We start from the raw sequence: 16115 nt of genomic DNA, 5'->3' as shown, positions 1-16115 counted from the left end.
GCAAGCGAGCTCCCCCATTGGCGGGGATCCCCAGGCCAATGGCCAACCCGGCAGCCAAACTCACGGCTCCTTGGATCAGCGCTGTGGCCAACTGCCGATCGGCAAGCGGGCGGTTGGCGATCCCAGCGAACATCCCCGCTCCCTGGCCCCCTGGGAGGGGCATCGAGATTGTAGGCGAGCTGCGAGCCGTTCCGCCCGCCTCCTGCGTCTCCCCCTCATCGGGAGAGAAGACCGGCACCTCGCCGCCCTCCATGCCGGCCAGTTCGCGATCCAGACTGTCCAGCTCGTTAAGCTCGAAAAGAGCAGGGCCAGGACCGGCCGTGTCTTCTTCGGGGGCAGGGATCGGCTCGCTCATGGGGGTGGCCAATTCCGTCGGCAGGCCCTCATCCAGGGATCCCACCTCCTCTTCCCCAAAAGTGGGTAGGGAGAAGCCCATCTCCTCGGGAAAAGCCGCGTCGCCAGCCAACTGCGTAATAGAATCACTGTCTAGATCCTGCAGGTGCTGCCGGTCGAACTCGCTAAGGAAGGCAAAATCGTCATCGACCACTGGGTCTGTTTGAGGCTGCTCCCTGCCCGCTCGCAAAGCGGTCTCTCCCGGAACCGCTGGCGGCGTTACCTGAGGGTTGGCGGGCAGCGGGTGAGAGGAGGCAAACGGATCCGCAGGCTCCATTTCTAGCCTTGTCTCAAAAGGATCCGCAAAGCTTTCTTCCTCGCCAAAAGTCATCTCATCGGCGGCAAAGCTGTCGCTTCGCATCGAGAAGAGATCCTGAGCAAAGGGGTCGGCCTCCTGTTCCCTCATCGCCTCAAACTCAAACTGGGGAAAGGGATCCGCCTCCTCCGGTTGAGGTGGGAACTCCCCTTGAGGTTGGAGCTTGTCTTCCTGCGCCGGAGAGGGAACATCCGCCAGCTCCGGCGCCATCTGGAGCAGCTCCTCCAGGCCCCTGCGGGCCGACTCCAGCTCCTCAGGATCGCTGGCCGTCTTGAGGATGGTATCGTAGGTATGGCGGGCTTCCAGCAACTGCCCCGCTTGCTTCTGGGCCGAGGCCAGCAGCAACTTGACAGCAGTATCCTGCGGCTGAGCAGCGGCTACCTGGTTGAACAACCGCACTGCCTCGACGTAATCTCCCTGCCAAAAGGCGACCATTGCCTCGGTAAAGTCTCTCTGATTGTTTGCGCTCGAAACCATGGATCCTCCCTTCCCTGCTTGGCTACCTCTGTTGCTACTTCAACCCAAATGCCCAGAACTCCCCCAACACCAACCCGCCTAAACCCTTTAGATTGTTAAGCTACAGATAGGTTACCTCTCCCAACTGGCTGCTTTGCTCCCAAAAAGAATGGGCTCTTGCCCTCTTTCCACAGACCATTGGGGCAGCACGGCCACACTCGCCGGGTGGCCGGGCGCCAATCTCTAGGGAACAAGATCGGCTCCATTCTTTCCATTGTGAATGGCTTTGGAATTTCCCCATTTCTGCCGAACTTGCGGCTAGCCATTCCTCAACCCCAACGGTCGGATCTCAGGATGGCTGACTGATCCAGCAGCGGCAAGCGGGCTCCCGTCGCGGGCACCACCCATTCCCCTCGCAAGAAGGGAGCTATCGACTCAGGAGCCACGAGAACAGGCCGCACCGCTTCCGTCTTCAGCCACTCCATGCCCACAATTAAATCCACAGCCAGGCCCATCAGCAAATCCGGTTGATCCATCACGGCCACCACAGGGAGCTCGGCGCGGTCGAGGTTGAGGGGCGGGCTGATCCCCAAAAACTGCCCCAGATCCGCAACCCAGATAATTTCGCCCCGCAAGTTCAGAGTGCCCAGCAGAACTGGCGCGACATTCGGCATGGGGGTAATTTTCTCAGGGCCGATGCTCATCACCTCTACAACCGATACTGCCGGCAGGGCAAATTCTTCTCCGGTGGCGACCTTGAATTTCAGGAATAGCTCACCTTCGGGAGCCTCCATTTCCTGCAATTCTTGGGTCTCATCCCCCATCAACAGATCCAGATCCCCTAGCATGACGCTCCCCCGTATCGATGGTCTTGTGGAGGGGTGGCCGCCGCTCCCTTGTCCAGGGCATGGAACCCCTTTGGGCTCTGCCAGCAGGCATAGAGGCGGGATGGGCGGTTCCTAGCCTCTCAGCAATTGCTTAATCGTACCCACCAGTTCCTGCGGCTGGAAAGGCTTGGCAATATAGGCATCTGCTCCCTGGCGGAGCCCCCAGTAGCGGTCGAACTCTTCGCCTTTGGAAGAACACATGACAATCGGGGTTTTTTGGGTGAGCGGATCGGCCTTGAGGAGACGGCACACTTCGTAGCCATTCATCCGCGGCATGACGATGTCCAGCACGATCAGGTCGGGCTTGTTTTGCTTCACCGCCTCTACGGCTTCCACGCCATCTTCCACCGTCATCACCTCGAAGCCGTTTTCCTGCAGCAACTTGCCGATCATCTCCCGCTGGGATTGGCTGTCTTCCACCACCAGAACGCGACTCATTTTTGGCTGGTCTCCTTGATCTCCCGCAACTGCTGTTTGATAGTAGCCAATAGCTCTTGAGGCTTGAAAGGTTTGGTTACATAGGCATCGGCTTGATTGCGCTTGGCCCACTCGATATCAAAGACTTGATCTTTGGTGGAACACACGACGATGCGGATGTGCTTGGTGCTTTCATCTTTCTTCACTTCCCGGCACACTTCGTAGCCGTTCATGCCAGGCATGACGATGTCCAGCACCACCACGTCAGGCTTCTGCTGACGAATGATGTCCATCGCCTCCACACCGTCCATGGCTGTGGAGACTTCCAACCCGCTCTCGGAGAGCAGGCTGGAAATGGCCTCCAGATAGGTACGGTTATCATCCACCACCAGTACTTTGCTCATGGTCATCTCGCCCCTGCTGTGTTTCGCGTGTCCGGTCAACCCTGGCGGCTACCTGAAGTGGGATCCTGTCTTTCAGCGCTTTTGGCTGCATCTGGCCTTGCAGCCCCAGGCTGGTTGGGCTACCTCCTATTGTTTGGTGAAGTTCCTCTTCTGTCCAGTATTCTGCAGTACTCTGCTTGCTTGGCTCGAATCTCGACATTTTTTAGGGATTTCGGCTGGCCCCCCGCTTATTCGCCACCGCCCCGCTTGGGAGGTGGGCCCACATAAGATTCGACGACGGTCAACAATTCCCTCTCAGAAAAGGGCTTGCTCAGAAACTCGTTGGCCCCGGCCATGCGGGCCTTGAGCCGGTCGGTGAAGCCGTCCTTGCCGGTGAGCATGATCATGGGGGTTTCGCGGAACTGGCTGGATTTGCGCAACATGGCGCACAGCTCGTACCCATCCAACTTGGGCATGGCCACATCGCAGAGGATCATGTCGGGGTTGAGGAGAAACACCTGTCCCAGGGCTTTGAGGGGGTTGCCGATGGTGGTGACCTGGTAGCCCTCGTTTTGCAAGATGAACTCCACGGTTTTTTGGATGGCCATGGAGTCGTCGATGCAGAGGATGTGGGCGGGCTTGTCGCTGGGTTTGAGGGGACGAGTGCGCTGGGGCTCGATGATCAGGACGGGATCGGAGAGGTGGATCGCCCCTTGACGAACATAGGGATAGATGGCTTTGGCTACCACCAGGGTGTCTCGGCCCAGGTAGCGACCCATTTGGCGAATGCTGGTTTTGCCGTCCGACCACTCGCTCAGCGCCTTGAAGACGGGGGCGGGCAGGGTTTGCTGGAGGGGCAGGGGGTTGACGATGGTGGGGGCTTGGTTGGGGTCTTGGATGTAGGGGTGCAGCTTTTTCCACTCCTGCACCTGGGTGACCATCTCGGCGAGCAGAGGGGTGACAGGAAAGGTGGTCAGTTGGGGGGCCAAGGGGGATCCAGCCTCGAAAATGAAGGAGCCCTGGTGGAGGCTGAGCAGGTCGAAGAGGACTTCCCGCACCATGCCCAGCAGGATTTGCTTGCCTTGGCTGGGGTTGAGCTTGTGGTTTTCCAGCAAAGACCAGAGGCGGTTGTATTCGGGGGCATTGACCGCAGCTTTGGGAGGGATCTGAACTTCGTCTAGGGCGGCTTCCAGCTTGAAGCGGCGCAGGTAGTCTTTGAGGCGGGCGATGTGGCCTTCGGTTTCAGAGGCGTAGATGATTCGCCCGTTCAAGAAAAAGACAAACCAGTAGATGGAGGGTCTGGCCTCTACGAAAAGCTCACCGGTGCGCTGGCCCAACTCGATCAATTGAAGGATGCTTCGGATATCGATCTCTTGTAATCTTCCCTGCATGGGATCCCTGCCTGCAGTCAGCAAGATATGACCATTATGACGCTAGCCTTCTTGCTGCCATCCCACAAGGGGAGCTTTTTGGGGAAATAACCCACTTTGAATCCTGAAGATTTCTGGGTTCCTCGGGCTTTTAGGTTGGAACTGGCCAGAAGCGGATCCAGGGATCCCTTTTCAGCGACCAAAGGACTAACTTCTGGTTTGAAGGCAAGCCGATGGATCTGCACAGGCGGCTTTCCTTGGAGCAGAATAGGTGAAGAACCTCCCCTGAAACTCAATTGTTGCAAAAGCAATGCTGCCGATTTTCACCACTTGGGTGCTGGGCCCGCTGCTGGCGCTCTACACCGTTCTGTTTGTGCTGCGCATCTTCTTATCCTGGTATCCGCAACTGGATACCTCTCGGCTGCCCTATTCGCCAGTGGTCGGCCTGACGGAGTTTTTGCTGCGCCCGACACGCCGCCTGATCCCGCCCCTGGGGGGGGTGGACATGGCGCCTGTAGTGTGGGTGGGCCTGGTTACCCTGTTGCGGGAGGTGTTGCTGGGACAGCAGGGATTGTTGACCATGGCCCTGCACTAAAGTGCTTTCCCAGGAGGATTAGCGGCCCTGCAAGATAGGGATCTGCAGGGCGGGGGTTGGCGAAGGCCGGGCAGGAGAGTCCGCCTGGGTTTTCTCCTGCATCTGCTGCAGTTGCCGGATCAGTTCGGGCACCACCTGGTAGAGATCCCCCACGATGCCGTAGTGGGCAAATTTGAAGATGGGGGCAGAGCTGTCTTTGTTGATGGCGATGATGGTCTGGGACTTGTCCATGCCGACGCGGTGTTGGATGGCCCCGGAGATACCACAGGCGATGTAGAGCTGGGGGCGGACGGTCTTGCCAGTTTGCCCCACCTGGTGGGCATAGGGGATCCAGCCGGCATCCACAGCCTTGCGGGAGGAGCCGACGGCGCTGTTGGGGAAACAGGCGGCCAGCTCGCGCATCAGCTCAAAGCCGTCTGCCGATCCCAGCCCGTAGCCGCCAGCAACGATCACTTTGGCCCGCGTCAGATCGACGGCCTGGGAGAGGTTGCGCACCGTTTCCACAATTTGCAGCTTGAGATCCTCCGGCTCCAAGTTAACCGGCACCGGGATCACTTCTCCTTGGCGGGATCCGTCCCAGGGAAGCGGCTGCATCACCCCGGGGCGCACGGTGGCCATCTGCGGGTTTTTCCAGGGGCCGAGGATGCGGGCCTTGAGGGACTCGCCAAAGCTGGGCCGAATGGCGTACAGGCAGTCGGGGAAGAAGCCAGACTTGCCGGGATCTTTGCTGTTGCTGTACTCGAAGGGGCCGATGTCGAGCTCGGTGCAGTCGGCGGTCAGGCCGGTTTCCAGGTGGGCGGCCAGACGGGGGGCCAAGTCCCGACCGGTGGTGGTGGATCCCAGCAGGATGGTGTGGGGCGGCTGGGGCCAGCTTTTGATCAAGTCCAGGATAACGCGGCGGTAGGGCAGGGTGCGGTATTCGGCCAGCTCGGGGTGGTCGGCAACGAAGACCTGATCCGCCCCATGGCCGATCAGGATTGGGGGCAGGTGAGCGATGTTGTGCCCGAGGACAAGGGCGCTCAGGGTGGCTTCCAGCTTATCGGCCAGCCGTCGCCCCGCTCCCAACAGCTCCAGGCCGATGGGCTGCAACTCACCCTTGATCTGCTCGGCGAAGATCAACACCCGCTTGTGCTCCATAGAGCTTACGACTCCTCATCAAAGTAGAAAGGCTGGGAAGTTTGGTCAATTCCTATACAGATTTCCGCAACTTAGCGATAACTCACCTTTGGGCAGGCTGCAACTGAGAAGTTAAGGAATGGGTTTAGAGGGTGGAGTTAGCGGAAGGGGAAAGAGGGTAAAGCCTCTGGGGTAGCCAGGTAGAGGCTCAAGTCAAGTGCCTGAGCCAATTCCTTCACCAGTTGCGGCACGGGCTGCCCTTGAAAGATCTGACAGTTGCCGCCGATTTCCCCTACTTTTTCGGTGGCGGCCACGATGGTCGGGGATCCCTGGAGGCCGCAGCGCTTTGGATCGGCCCCCACATCGTCCAGGTTGAGGATCTGGATGGCCTCGGCCCGCGCCGCCTCATCCCGCATCAGCCGCTGCACCCGCTGCACACCGCGCAGGGTAGGATAGGCCAGACGCCGCGCCGAATTGGCTACCGTGACTAAGGCCGGCAGAGGCACCATCACGATTTGGGATCCCCCTTCGATGGCCCGCCGCGCCACCAGCATCCCATCGCGGATCTCGAAGGCCTCGCAATAGGTAACCTGAGGGATCCCCAGCCGCTCGGCCAACTGGGGCCCCACCTGGGCCGTGTCGCCGTCAGTGGTCTGGAGCCCGCAGAAGATGACATCGGGCTGGCCGGCGTAGCGAACCGTGTGGGCCAGGGTATAGGCGGTGGCCAAGGTATCCGAAGCGGCCAGGCGGCGGTCGGTCATCAAAATGCCCCGATCCACGCCGTGGGCAATGGCCTCGTAGAGCACCTCGATGGCCGGGGGCGGCCCCATGGTAATTGCCGTCACCCTCGCCCCGTGTTGCCGTTTGGTTTGCAGGGCCGCTTCCAGCGCATAGCGATCGAAAGGGTTGAGCATCCGCTTGGCCTTGGCCCGGTCGATTGTGCCATCGCTGTTGATGCCGGCTTTGGCATTTGGATCGGGAACTTGCTTGATCAAAACAAAGGTTTCCAAGCGGCAACTCCCCAGCAATTTTCTCCACGTTAGAAGGGATCCCCAACCTGCGCAGGCTTATTTAGCTTTTCTTTGGGATCGATAGCAGCTTTGGGCTTGAGCGTAGCCATGGCCGCAGAACCTGCCGTTTTCAAGGTTTCTCTCTAAGAACTGAAGAACAATTTACTATGGTTAATGAGGCGCAATGATCTCTGCTTTTCAGTAACTTTGTTAGACATCTAACTTGATACTAACTTGGCGCTACAGCAGGAGTGGCTCTGGTAGAGGGGCCTAGCCCAGGCGGAAGTATGTCAAAATCGAAAAACGCCTCTTCTCTGGGTTGAATTTTCCGGCAAGGTCTCTGCCATGGCCACCCAACCCCTCTCCACCTCGCTAGTTCGCTTTCTCACCGCCGCTGTATCCGAGAGCATTCGACGGGCCTCCGAGGCAGGGCAACTGGGATCGCTGACGCTGGAGCAGGCGGCAGGAGTTGCTCCCACGATCCAAATTCCCAGCGATCCCCGCTACGGCGACTACGCCTGTCCCACTCCTCTGGGCATGGCCAAGCTCTGCCGCATGGCGCCGGCCCAGATCGCCCAGACTCTGCAAAAACACCTGGATCTGCCGGGCATTGCAACTGAGGTAGCAGGGGGGGGGTACCTCAATTTCCGGCTGGGGGATTCCTTTTTGGCCGAGCGGTTACAAGAGCTGTTGCGGTTGGGGGAAGATTTCGGCAAAACTGCTGCCCCCCATCCCGAGCGCATCCTGCTGGAGTATGTTTCCGCCAACCCGACGGGGCCCCTGCACGTGGGGCACGGGCGCTGGGCTGCTGTCGGCTCCACGCTGGCCAACCTGCTGCGCTGGACGGGGCACCAGGTGGAGCGGGAGTTCTACATCAACGATGCCGGCAACCAGATGCGGCTCTTGGGCCAGTCGCTAGAAGTGCGGGTGCGGCAACTGCAGGGCGAAGAGGTGGCTCTGCCGGAAGACGCCTATCACGGCAGCTACTTGGTCGATATCGCCCGGCGGCTGCTGGATCAAGTTAAGGCCGGGATCCGCCCTCTGCCCACCACCCCGGAAGAGTACACCGATTTTGCCTACGCCGAGATGCTGGCTTGGCAAAAGCAGACTTTGCAACAGTTGCGCACCGAGTTTGACCACTGGTTTAGCGAGCGCCGCCTGCACGCCCCGGATCCCCAGACGGGCCTGAGCGCCATCCAACAGGCTTTGCAGGAGCTGCAGGAGCGCGGCTTCCTCTACAGGGCCAAGGCGCCGCGGGGTGAGGATCCCAAGCCGGGAGCGGAAGAGGCCGTCTATTTCAAAACCCAAGAGTTTGGCGACGACAAGGATCGGGTGGTGCAGAAGGCGGATGGCTCCTTTACCTACCTGGCCGCCGACATTGCCTACCACCGCGACAAAGTGCGGCGGGGCTATCAACGGCTCATCAACATCCTCGGCTCGGATCACCACGGCTATATCGGTCGCTTGCATGCGGCGGTGGGCGCCTTCAGCCCGGATGTCAAGCTGGAGATCCTGATTGGACAATTTGTCAAATTGTTCAAAACCGACCCGGAAACCGGCGAGAAAACCGAAGTGCGCATGTCCAAGCGCACCGGCAATTTTGTCTCCTTAAACGATCTCATCGACGATCCCGAAATTGGCGTTGGGGTGGATGCGGCCCGCTGGTTTTTGCTCAGCAGCAGCATGGACAGCCCCATCAACTTCGATTTGGATTTGGCCGTCAAGCAAACTTTCGACAACCCGGTGGTCTATGTCCACTACAGCCATGCCCGCTGCTGTACCCTGCTGCGGCGGCTTCAGGAAGAAGAAAAAGTGGAGCTAACTAACAAAGTTACCTTGACAGAGCAACAAAAACTGCCCTACCAAGAACCCGAAGAGCGGGCCCTGTTGCTGCGCCTGTTGGCCCTGCCCGATGAGCTGATCGCCGCTGCCGAAGAGCGCGCCCCCCACAAGATCATCCGCTATGCCGAGGCGATTGCCGCCGATTTCAACAAGTTTTATGACAACTGCCGCATTTTGCCCCTTTTGAAAGAGGATCCCCTCTTGGCTCAAGCCCGCATTCAATTGGTGCAGGCCACGCGACAGGTTTTGTTTAACGTGCTTACCGGCATTCTCGGCCTGAGCGCGCCGGAGTCGATGTAGATTTTAAGTAACACCGATCCCCATCTCAATACGAGAGGGAACTTGGGGATCAACTGCCTAAGTTTCGACTCTGTGGGCGCGCAAGAGCACGTTGGTTCCTAGCCTCTCTTGAGCCATCCAAAAAGCGCAAATCCACCACGAAACCTCGTCTTGGCGATAGATGCCACCGGTGAAAAGGTAAGGTTGCAAAATATCGGCCATCTGGGCTAAAGCTGGCACCTCAGCACATGATTGGCCCACACTTCGGGATCCAGAGCCTCATAAACGTAATCGGAAGGGAAATATAGATGGCTTGCTTCCAGGCTAGGTTGGCTGGTCAGCAATAACTGAGCAGGATCCGAAGACTCACATCCCAAGCGATCCCCGATTTGAAACGTGAGTTGAAACAAGCGGTTAATCAGCTCGAATTGTTCGGCGCTCATAGATTGAGATGGGCATCAGAGTTGACAAGTGCGACGGCTGCGTTCCAGCTCCGGCTCGATCCAAGAGAGGGCAAAGTGACTCACACAGGGCAACTGCGGGAAGCGGCGGGCCAGCTCTGCCATTTGGGCTTCCAGGCTGGGGCGTTTTCGCTGCGCTTGTCCCCACAGGCCGGCAATGGCCGGGCAGACAAAGGTTTGGGGAGAGGCCACGGCCAAGACCTGCTCCACCTGCTGCGCCACACAGGAGCCATCCTCGCACTTGGCATAGGCCATTGGGTGCCACTCCATGCCGGGATCGAAGCGATCCCAGGGCTGGAGACGAGCGTCAAACCCTTCTCCCACCGCCTGATTGCCATCGGGGAAAAAGACGGCTCCGCTCGGGATCCCAAGGCTTTGGGCCGGTTGGGCAGCTTGCCGTAGGTAATCGAGGATCCCGTAGCGGGCAAACTCGACGCTGAGCTGCCAGAGCTGCTGCTGCCAGCGCTCCTGTCGGAAAGCGGCGCTGGGTGTCGGAGAGGGGGTGGGATTCGCCGACGGCTGGGAATCCTCGTTTGCAAGGCTTGAATGTAGATCTTCGTTCCCGCCTGCTCTGCCTTGGGCCATCCCGTCCCATAGCTCTGGAGAAAGCGGCCGCTCCCCGCTTGCGCTGGGCCTGGGATCCCCTGGCTGACGCCACTTGGGCTCTTCGCCATAGGTGGCGTCCAGGTGGAGCACATCCGCCACTGTCACGTAGCCCTGGCTGAGGTAACGCTCCAGCAAGGCTCGGCCTGCCGCGTTTTCTGCCAAATCCAGGTAGGCTTGCCGGGCCGCCTCCCCATGGATCCAGAGATCCCGGACGGTGGCTGCCAGGCTGGATCCCCCAGAGCCGCGGGGATAGCGAATGTAGTCGAAGAGGATCCCATCCGGCTGCCGCTGCAGGATGCGGCGGATCAGCTCGGCAAAATCCCGGCGCGCCACGGGATGGAAGGGATCCACAAACACCTCATCCGGGCTGCCCAAATCTTCCAGAAGGGCCGTTGCCGGATCCAAGACGGTGGTGAGGCCACGGCCGTTGCGGGCCAAGACTGCCTGACGATCCGGTCGCTGTCCGTAGCTGTAGCCAAAATTGAGGGAAAACACCCAGGCATAAGCCGAAAGCCCTCGCCGTCGCGCCGCCTTGAGGGCCAAATCCAACAAATCGGCGTTGGGCTGTAGGCTGGGCCAGATCCCGCCCCCACCATTTGGCAAAATGGAGCGGCCATCGTAAAACGTCTCGATAAAGACGCGGTTGTAGCCCAGGTTCACCACCTGGTCAAACACCTGATCCAACACGCCCGGATTGGCATCGCAGGGATGCAAGCGCACCCAAATGGCTTGGATTTGCGGCCAACGGCGGCTACGGCAGGCGATCAAGGCAGCGCGATGTTCTGCCAAAACTTGGTTGTATTCAGCTCGGGCGGCATCTGACTGGGCGGCCCGCTGGCGCAGTTGGGCCTTGCGCGCCACTTCCTCAGGCGGCTGCCGGCAGAAGGCGTCGAGGGATCCCCTCTGTTCCCCCCTACCCTGCAACCCGGAATGGCCGGGCCAGAAGAATTGGGCCTGGGCGGCGATCCCGGATCCCAGGAGTATCAGCGCGCCGAGCACGCCCCCCAGCCAACGGATCCCGTATTTTTTCCACCGTTGCCTCAGCACTCCCGACACTCTCAACCTCTACTGAGAATGGCTTCAATCCTATCCTCTTTCTCCTCTAAAGATCGGCAAATCAAAAGCAATTGTTCCCGCTCGAACAAGCTCAATCAAGCTCATTTAACTTCGAGCCCGTTGTCCTGAAACTTCTCGCACGACTGTGGGCTTCTCAGCGCGGAGAATAACATTGCAGGAAGCTCGATCGTTTACCGATTTCAACAGAGTGAGGAGCCTATCTTTGTAGCAAAAAATACGGCTCTGTTTGAATTCAAGACTCAGCCAAGAGGACAACTAGGAGTTGGGATCCCCGATCTGGGCCAACTGCTGCCGGGCCGCCTGCCGCATCACCTCTACCGGCACGGGCTTGCCCCCCAGCCAGAGGGAGAGGGCTTTGGCCCCCTGGTGGATCAACATTTCCAGGCCGCCAATAGGGGTGTGGCCCAGCTCAGCAGCCATGCGCAGCAGCGGTGTGGGATCCGGCACATAGACCAAGTCATAGACAGTGGCGCCGGCGGGCAGAAGGCGCAGTTGCTCCCAGCTGAGGGGAGACAGCTCAGCAAGGGATCCCGGCTTATGCATGCCCACGGGGGTGGTGTTGACCAAAAGCCGCGTCTCAGCCAGGTGGCGATCCAGTTCTGCCCAGCTCAGCGTCTCCACCTGCGGCCAGGTCTGTTGCAAGGCACGTAACTTCTCAGGGGATCGCCCGGCCACCCGCACTGGCCCCAGCCCCAGCTCCAAACAGCCCTGGATGGCCGCCCGCGCCGCCCCGCCGGATCCCAGGATCAGGGTGGGGATCCCTTTCTCCAGGCCCAGCAAAGGCTGGACAAAGCCGTCGATATCGGTGTTGGTGCCGCCCCAGCCTCCCTCCGGCAGGGCGTAGACCGTGTTCACCGCTCCCACCGCTGCCGCCCGCGCTTCCACCTGGCTGAGCAAAGGCAGAATCGCCTGCTTGTGGGGAATGGTGACATTAAACCCCCGCACGCCGATGGCCGCCAGGCCGGCCACCGCCACCGCTAAGCGCTCTGCCGCCACCGGAAAGGGCACATAGCAGTAGTCTTCTCCCATGGCCGCCAGAGCGGCGTTGTGCATCGCCGGGGATAGGCTGTGGGCCACCGGATCCCCGATCAGGCCCAGCAACTGTGTGCTTCCCGAAATCCGCCTGTCCACTCCAATCCCAACTCCAAATTGTCTGCGAGTCTCGGCTATCGAGATTCCGACTCCACGCGATCTAGAGTTTGCCGGTAGCGCTGCCGCCAACTGGCCAGGGATTCCTCGGAAATGTGATCGATTAAGTTGCTGATCTCTCCCAGAATTTGGTAGGCGCGGTCAAAGCTTTGGCGGGTGCGCTCTTCTTGATCTGGTTGGCGCGCCTGCACCATGTACAGGCTCATCTTGATGGTTTGCAGCCGGTTTTTGCCCAGATCCTCCAGCATTTCGCGAATCTGACCGATGGCCTCCTGCCGCACTCGGCGCTGCCGCCGCCGCAACAGCCAGAACAGAATGCCGTGGATAACCCCCACCACGGTGGCGCTGACTGCCGTTGCCATTGCTACGGAAAGAGCGCTGCGGCTGGCCACCCAACCGCTGAGCAGGATTACGCCTATCCCCACCGCTGTCAGGATCAGCTCGATGTTGTCGAGAAACCACCTTCTTGCTGACTTCCAGGTAGCGGATCCTGCTCCTCGGCCCTGAATAGAATTGAACATCGCTGTTACACCTCTCCCCCACCCATTCTGCTCAAGCCAACCTGATGGCAAACTTTGGGGATCGGACTTACCGGCGCAGTCGCCATTTTCCGCGGCCCAGTTGACGCTTTAGACGACGCCGCGGTTTCCGCCGGCGGATCCACAAGGGCCTCTGAGAGCGGGATCCCGCTGCAGAGGTTTCAGATCCAAGCCTGCCAACCCTTTGGCTTAGCTCTTGGTTTTGTTGCCGCAACTCTTCGAGCTGCCGGAGGTGAGTTTCCAACTCCTGGCGCAGGTTGGCATTTTCTTGTTCCAGACGTTGCAGAGATTTCAGCAGCTCTGAAGACTCCGTCCCCCTGACACGGTCGGAAACGAGGATGGGATGGGGAGCAGTCACCACCGAGGTGTGGACATTTTTGCTGTCTCGCAGGGCTTGGGCAGCCCGTCGCAACAGGGCCACCCCCTTGGGATCGTCCTTATCTGTGAGCGTGGCCGCCCCAAATTGAAGCTGCACCGGCAGCGCTTGCCCATTCACCACAAAGGGATCCTGGATCAACCGCTGGCAGCAGCGCTCGGCAGCGATCTGGGCAGCGGCCAGAGTGCTCCCCGGCAGCACCACGATAAACTGGCCCTCGTCGTAGCAAAAGAGATCATCCCCCTCTCGCAAATTGTGGGCCAAGCGATCCGTAAACAGCTTGAGAAGAGCAGCCCGACCGCCGGCCTCCAGTCCTTGCCCCAGAGCAGCGAGGTTGGCCAAGCGCAGCACAAACAAACTGAGGGGATCCGATTGGGCACGGGCTTGGGCCACCCGCAACGGCAGGCGAGTAACCAGATCCTGCCGATTGCCCAAAGCAACCGAGCCAGAAGGAGATGAGACTTGTTTTTGTCCAGTCTGGAGCAGATATTGCTGGCGGCGGCTCTCCACAATGCGCAGCCCTGCCCGCACCCGCGTCAGCAGCTCCGCCGCCTGAAAAGGCTTAGAAAGAAACTCGTCGGCTCCGGCTTCTAAAGCCCGCTCCATGTTGTCGTTGCCCTCGCGGGCGGTCATGAGGATGTAGTACACCCAGGCATATTCGGGCGCTTGCCGCAACTGCCGGCACAGCTCTAGGCCGTCGAGAGCGGGCATGACCCAGTCGGCAATGATGAGATCTGGAGTTCGGCGGCGGATTTGTTCTAGGGCAGAAAGGCCATCCAGGGCATAGGAAATACTACAGCCCTGCTTGCCGAGAAAATTAGAGAGCATTTCCGCCACCATGTAGCTGTCATCCACGATCAGCACATGGGCCCGCAAGCTGTTGGCTTCGCCTTTGCTAGCGCCCAAGCTTGCCTGAGGGCCTTCAGACGTACCAGTGGCAGCAGCGCTCTCCAAATTGGGATCCACGGGCAAGCCAAAGCCAGATGAGAAGGAAATCCGGCAAACTTTCCAATGGTTTTCCATCGCCATTCTAGACGTAGGGATTGGCAGCCACTACCTAACTTTGCCGGGTTATTTTTTTGAGATTTTTGAAGTTTCGTAGTCATTCCCAACCCGAGGAAGAGGCTTCTAGGCGTTCCTCCCTCTCCCAGGGGGAATCCTTCTCTGCCCCAGCGAGAGGGAAGGCAGGGTTCGACGCGACTTCATGGCCGCCACAGGAACCTAGAAACGAATCTCGAGCGTGACTTGGGCGCGCACGGTTTGTTGTCCTCCCTCCACTGGCGTGGAGGCTGCCTGTAGGCGAGCATACTCCGCTCCACCCATGCCTGCCAGAGGAACTGGCGGCGCGATGTAGCCCTCGCTGTGAATTTGGATGCGCTCCACGGAACGGCTGCTCAGGTTCAAGGCCCTCAACACATCGTTGGCTTGACGTTGGGCATCTTCTACAGCCTGCCTTAAGGCACGGCTGCGCGCCTGCAGCAAGGTGGCCTCGTCGGCCCGGAAGCTGACTGATTCCACCTGGGTAGCTCCGGCGGCCACGGCTTCATCCAGCACTTGTCCGGCTCGGGCTATGGGCACCTCAAATTGCAAGCTGTTCTGCCCCTGTACCCCGCTCAGGCGGGGTGGGCTCTGCTGGTAGTCGTATTGGGGATAGAGGGAAATGCCGGTGGTCTGCAGGGCGCTCACCTGCAGCTCCTTGAGGCGGTTCACCAGCCGCTCCGAGCGCTCGGCCACCTGTTGCTGTACCGATTGCGCCGTCTCCCCTTGGAGCACCACCCCCAGCCGGATTACCGCAATGGAGGTTTCCACCGCAACAGATCCCTGGCCGGTTACCGTCAAAGTTCGGGATCCTTCACCGGGACTGGCCATCGCTCCTCCATTGCTGCCAAGCCCATTCCACACCAATAAGACCAGCGCCAGTCCCAAAGCCAGCCAGGGCATTCCCTTCAAGAATCCCAACTGCTCTTTTTTCCAGCCCTTGCTCCCTTCCATGCTTCATCCCCAACTTACTCCCACCGCTCTTCCATCTGGCTGGACAAAAGCCCCAGCCACCAGTGCCCTAGCCTCACCCAGACGTTGCGTTGCTGCCCACCGCTGCAACAGCCCCTGGCCCTGTCTAATTCCTAGGAACAGGGCAACGGCAACTGCTGCCCCCAGCAGGGCCAATGCCAGCTCAGACATAGGGATAGACAGCAAGGCTACTGGCCATCCTAATGAGAGTTGCTCCAAGGTTGGGATCCCTGGCTGCAAAAGTTAACCTTTGCCGCCTCAGCCACCCCCAAAAGAGCGATCTCCGCTCCTGCCCATAGGACGTATGATCGAGTCAGCGTGGTCAAAACTTGATTTATTGATTTGTTAAGGTCTTTTTGAGAATGGCCGAATCAAAACTGCGACAACTGCTGCACGATCTGGATGTTGAGCTGCAAAAAACCTCCGGCTTGGATGAAAGGCAGCGGCAGCACATTGCCGCCATCCGCCAGGAGGTGGAAGCCGTGCTGGCAGAGCTGGGATCCCCAACCAAGGGCCAACAAAACCCAGGGCGCAAAGCTCGCATTGGGGAAGCGCTGGCACTGTTTGAAACCTCTCACCCTAACCTCACGCTGATCCTGGAGCAGGTGATTGACACATTGGCAGGAATGGGTTTGTAGTTCCCGCGGTGGGTATCCAAGGGTTTCAGAATGAACGGCCAAGACCGCTTAGATCGAGTAGAACAACTCCTAGCTCAGGCAGCCGAGCAAACTGCTGCTAACAGCCGCGAGATCCAAGAGCTGCGCCAGGCCATTCGGGAAAGCCACGCCGAGCTGAGCGAGCAAAACGCCGCTCGCAGCCGGGAAATCGAGCAG

At 59.5% G+C, this 16115-nt stretch carries 16 protein-coding genes; 3 read left to right on the top strand and 13 right to left on the bottom strand.

Annotation, left to right across the window (positions count from 1 at the left end):
* From NW809_RS00160 to NW809_RS00140, 5 genes are all read right to left on the bottom strand, one after another.
* Positions 1 to 1186 (bottom strand): tetratricopeptide repeat protein (locus NW809_RS00160; RefSeq protein ID WP_414401295.1); only part of this gene is annotated, 1186 nt, incomplete at its 3' end.
* 308 nt (positions 1187 to 1494) lie between these two features.
* A complete protein-coding gene (locus NW809_RS00155) occupies positions 1495 to 2013 on the bottom strand; it encodes a chemotaxis protein CheW (RefSeq protein ID WP_041438647.1) in 519 nt (172 codons plus the stop codon).
* A 111-nt stretch (positions 2014 to 2124) separates the two neighbouring features.
* Positions 2125 to 2490, bottom strand: a complete 366-nt coding sequence (locus tag NW809_RS00150; protein ID WP_011431514.1) for a response regulator transcription factor — start codon at positions 2488 to 2490, stop codon at positions 2125 to 2127.
* Entirely contained in the window at positions 2487 to 2873 is a 387-nt protein-coding gene (locus tag NW809_RS00145) for a response regulator (protein WP_011431513.1), read from the bottom strand. The genes NW809_RS00150 and NW809_RS00145 overlap by 4 nt, the downstream gene beginning before the upstream one ends.
* A 227-nt stretch (positions 2874 to 3100) precedes the next feature.
* On the bottom strand, positions 3101 to 4243 hold the full coding sequence (locus tag NW809_RS00140) for a response regulator (RefSeq protein ID WP_011431512.1): 1143 nt from the start codon (positions 4241 to 4243) through the stop codon (positions 3101 to 3103).
* Positions 4244 to 4532: 289 nt separating this feature from the next.
* Between NW809_RS00140 and NW809_RS00135 the strand changes: the two genes are divergently transcribed.
* Complete coding sequence (locus NW809_RS00135; RefSeq protein WP_011431511.1) at positions 4533 to 4817, top strand: YggT family protein; 285 nt, start codon at positions 4533 to 4535, stop codon at positions 4815 to 4817.
* Positions 4818 to 4835: 18 nt separating this feature from the next.
* On the opposite strand, the gene NW809_RS00130 is transcribed toward NW809_RS00135, so the two are convergent.
* Together NW809_RS00130 and NW809_RS00125 are read right to left on the bottom strand one after the other, a co-directional pair.
* A complete protein-coding gene (locus tag NW809_RS00130) occupies positions 4836 to 5954 on the bottom strand; it encodes an electron transfer flavoprotein subunit alpha/FixB family protein (protein WP_011431510.1) in 1119 nt (372 codons plus the stop codon).
* Between the two features lie 137 nt (positions 5955 to 6091).
* Positions 6092 to 6943, bottom strand: coding sequence for an electron transfer flavoprotein subunit beta/FixA family protein (locus NW809_RS00125; protein WP_011431509.1), 852 nt, complete (start codon positions 6941 to 6943; stop codon positions 6092 to 6094).
* 345 nt (positions 6944 to 7288) lie between these two features.
* Between NW809_RS00125 and argS the strand changes: the two genes are divergently transcribed.
* On the top strand, positions 7289 to 9085 hold the full coding sequence (gene argS, locus NW809_RS00120) for an arginine--tRNA ligase (protein WP_011431507.1): 1797 nt from the start codon (positions 7289 to 7291) through the stop codon (positions 9083 to 9085).
* Between the two features lie 206 nt (positions 9086 to 9291).
* On the opposite strand, the gene NW809_RS00115 is transcribed toward argS, so the two are convergent.
* The 6 genes from NW809_RS00115 to NW809_RS00090 form a co-directional block, all read right to left on the bottom strand.
* Positions 9292 to 9507 (bottom strand): hypothetical protein, encoded by a 216-nt coding sequence (locus tag NW809_RS00115; protein WP_011431506.1) that lies wholly within the window; start codon positions 9505 to 9507, stop codon positions 9292 to 9294.
* 15 nt (positions 9508 to 9522) lie between these two features.
* The gene (locus tag NW809_RS00110; protein ID WP_414401294.1) at positions 9523 to 11178 is read right to left on the bottom strand and encodes a hypothetical protein; all 1656 of its coding nucleotides are present in this window, start codon (positions 11176 to 11178) and stop codon (positions 9523 to 9525) included.
* Between the two features lie 285 nt (positions 11179 to 11463).
* A complete protein-coding gene (locus NW809_RS00105) occupies positions 11464 to 12339 on the bottom strand; it encodes a shikimate dehydrogenase (protein WP_099812719.1) in 876 nt (291 codons plus the stop codon).
* Between the two features lie 35 nt (positions 12340 to 12374).
* Positions 12375 to 12878 (bottom strand): hypothetical protein, encoded by a 504-nt coding sequence (locus tag NW809_RS00100; RefSeq protein ID WP_011431503.1) that lies wholly within the window; start codon positions 12876 to 12878, stop codon positions 12375 to 12377.
* A gap of 67 nt (positions 12879 to 12945) precedes the next feature.
* Positions 12946 to 14178 (bottom strand): response regulator, encoded by a 1233-nt coding sequence (locus NW809_RS00095; RefSeq protein ID WP_414401293.1) that lies wholly within the window; start codon positions 14176 to 14178, stop codon positions 12946 to 12948.
* A gap of 315 nt (positions 14179 to 14493) precedes the next feature.
* A complete protein-coding gene (locus tag NW809_RS00090; RefSeq protein WP_240527312.1) occupies positions 14494 to 15264 on the bottom strand; it encodes an SIMPL domain-containing protein in 771 nt (256 codons plus the stop codon).
* Positions 15265 to 15644: 380 nt separating this feature from the next.
* Here NW809_RS00090 and NW809_RS00085 point away from each other — a divergent pair, with 380 nt between their 5' ends.
* Entirely contained in the window at positions 15645 to 15920 is a 276-nt protein-coding gene (locus NW809_RS00085; protein WP_041438641.1) for a DUF4404 family protein, read from the top strand.
* Positions 15921 to 16115: the final 195 nt, after the last annotated feature.

The sequence above is a fragment of the Synechococcus sp. WC101 genome (assembly GCF_047461555.1).
GTDB lineage: Bacteria > Cyanobacteriota > Cyanobacteriia > Thermostichales > Thermostichaceae > Thermostichus.
This window is presented reverse-complemented; position numbering and strand designations above follow the sequence as displayed.

Coding starts and splice junctions, on each gene's coding strand:
- NW809_RS00155 (WP_041438647.1), bottom strand. CDS start 2,013: ATGCTAGGGGATCTGGATCTGTTGATGGGGGATGAGACCCAAGAATTG.
- NW809_RS00150 (WP_011431514.1), bottom strand. CDS start 2,490: ATGAGTCGCGTTCTGGTGGTGGAAGACAGCCAATCCCAGCGGGAGATG.
- NW809_RS00145 (WP_011431513.1), bottom strand. CDS start 2,873: ATGAGCAAAGTACTGGTGGTGGATGATAACCGTACCTATCTGGAGGCC.
- NW809_RS00140 (WP_011431512.1), bottom strand. CDS start 4,243: ATGCAGGGAAGATTACAAGAGATCGATATCCGAAGCATCCTTCAATTG.
- NW809_RS00135 (WP_011431511.1), top strand. CDS start 4,533: ATGCTGCCGATTTTCACCACTTGGGTGCTGGGCCCGCTGCTGGCGCTC.
- NW809_RS00130 (WP_011431510.1), bottom strand. CDS start 5,954: ATGGAGCACAAGCGGGTGTTGATCTTCGCCGAGCAGATCAAGGGTGAG.
- argS (WP_011431507.1), top strand. CDS start 7,289: ATGGCCACCCAACCCCTCTCCACCTCGCTAGTTCGCTTTCTCACCGCC.
- NW809_RS00115 (WP_011431506.1), bottom strand. CDS start 9,507: ATGAGCGCCGAACAATTCGAGCTGATTAACCGCTTGTTTCAACTCACG.
- NW809_RS00100 (WP_011431503.1), bottom strand. CDS start 12,878: ATGTTCAATTCTATTCAGGGCCGAGGAGCAGGATCCGCTACCTGGAAG.
- NW809_RS00090 (WP_240527312.1), bottom strand. CDS start 15,264: ATGGAAGGGAGCAAGGGCTGGAAAAAAGAGCAGTTGGGATTCTTGAAG.
- NW809_RS00085 (WP_041438641.1), top strand. CDS start 15,645: ATGGCCGAATCAAAACTGCGACAACTGCTGCACGATCTGGATGTTGAG.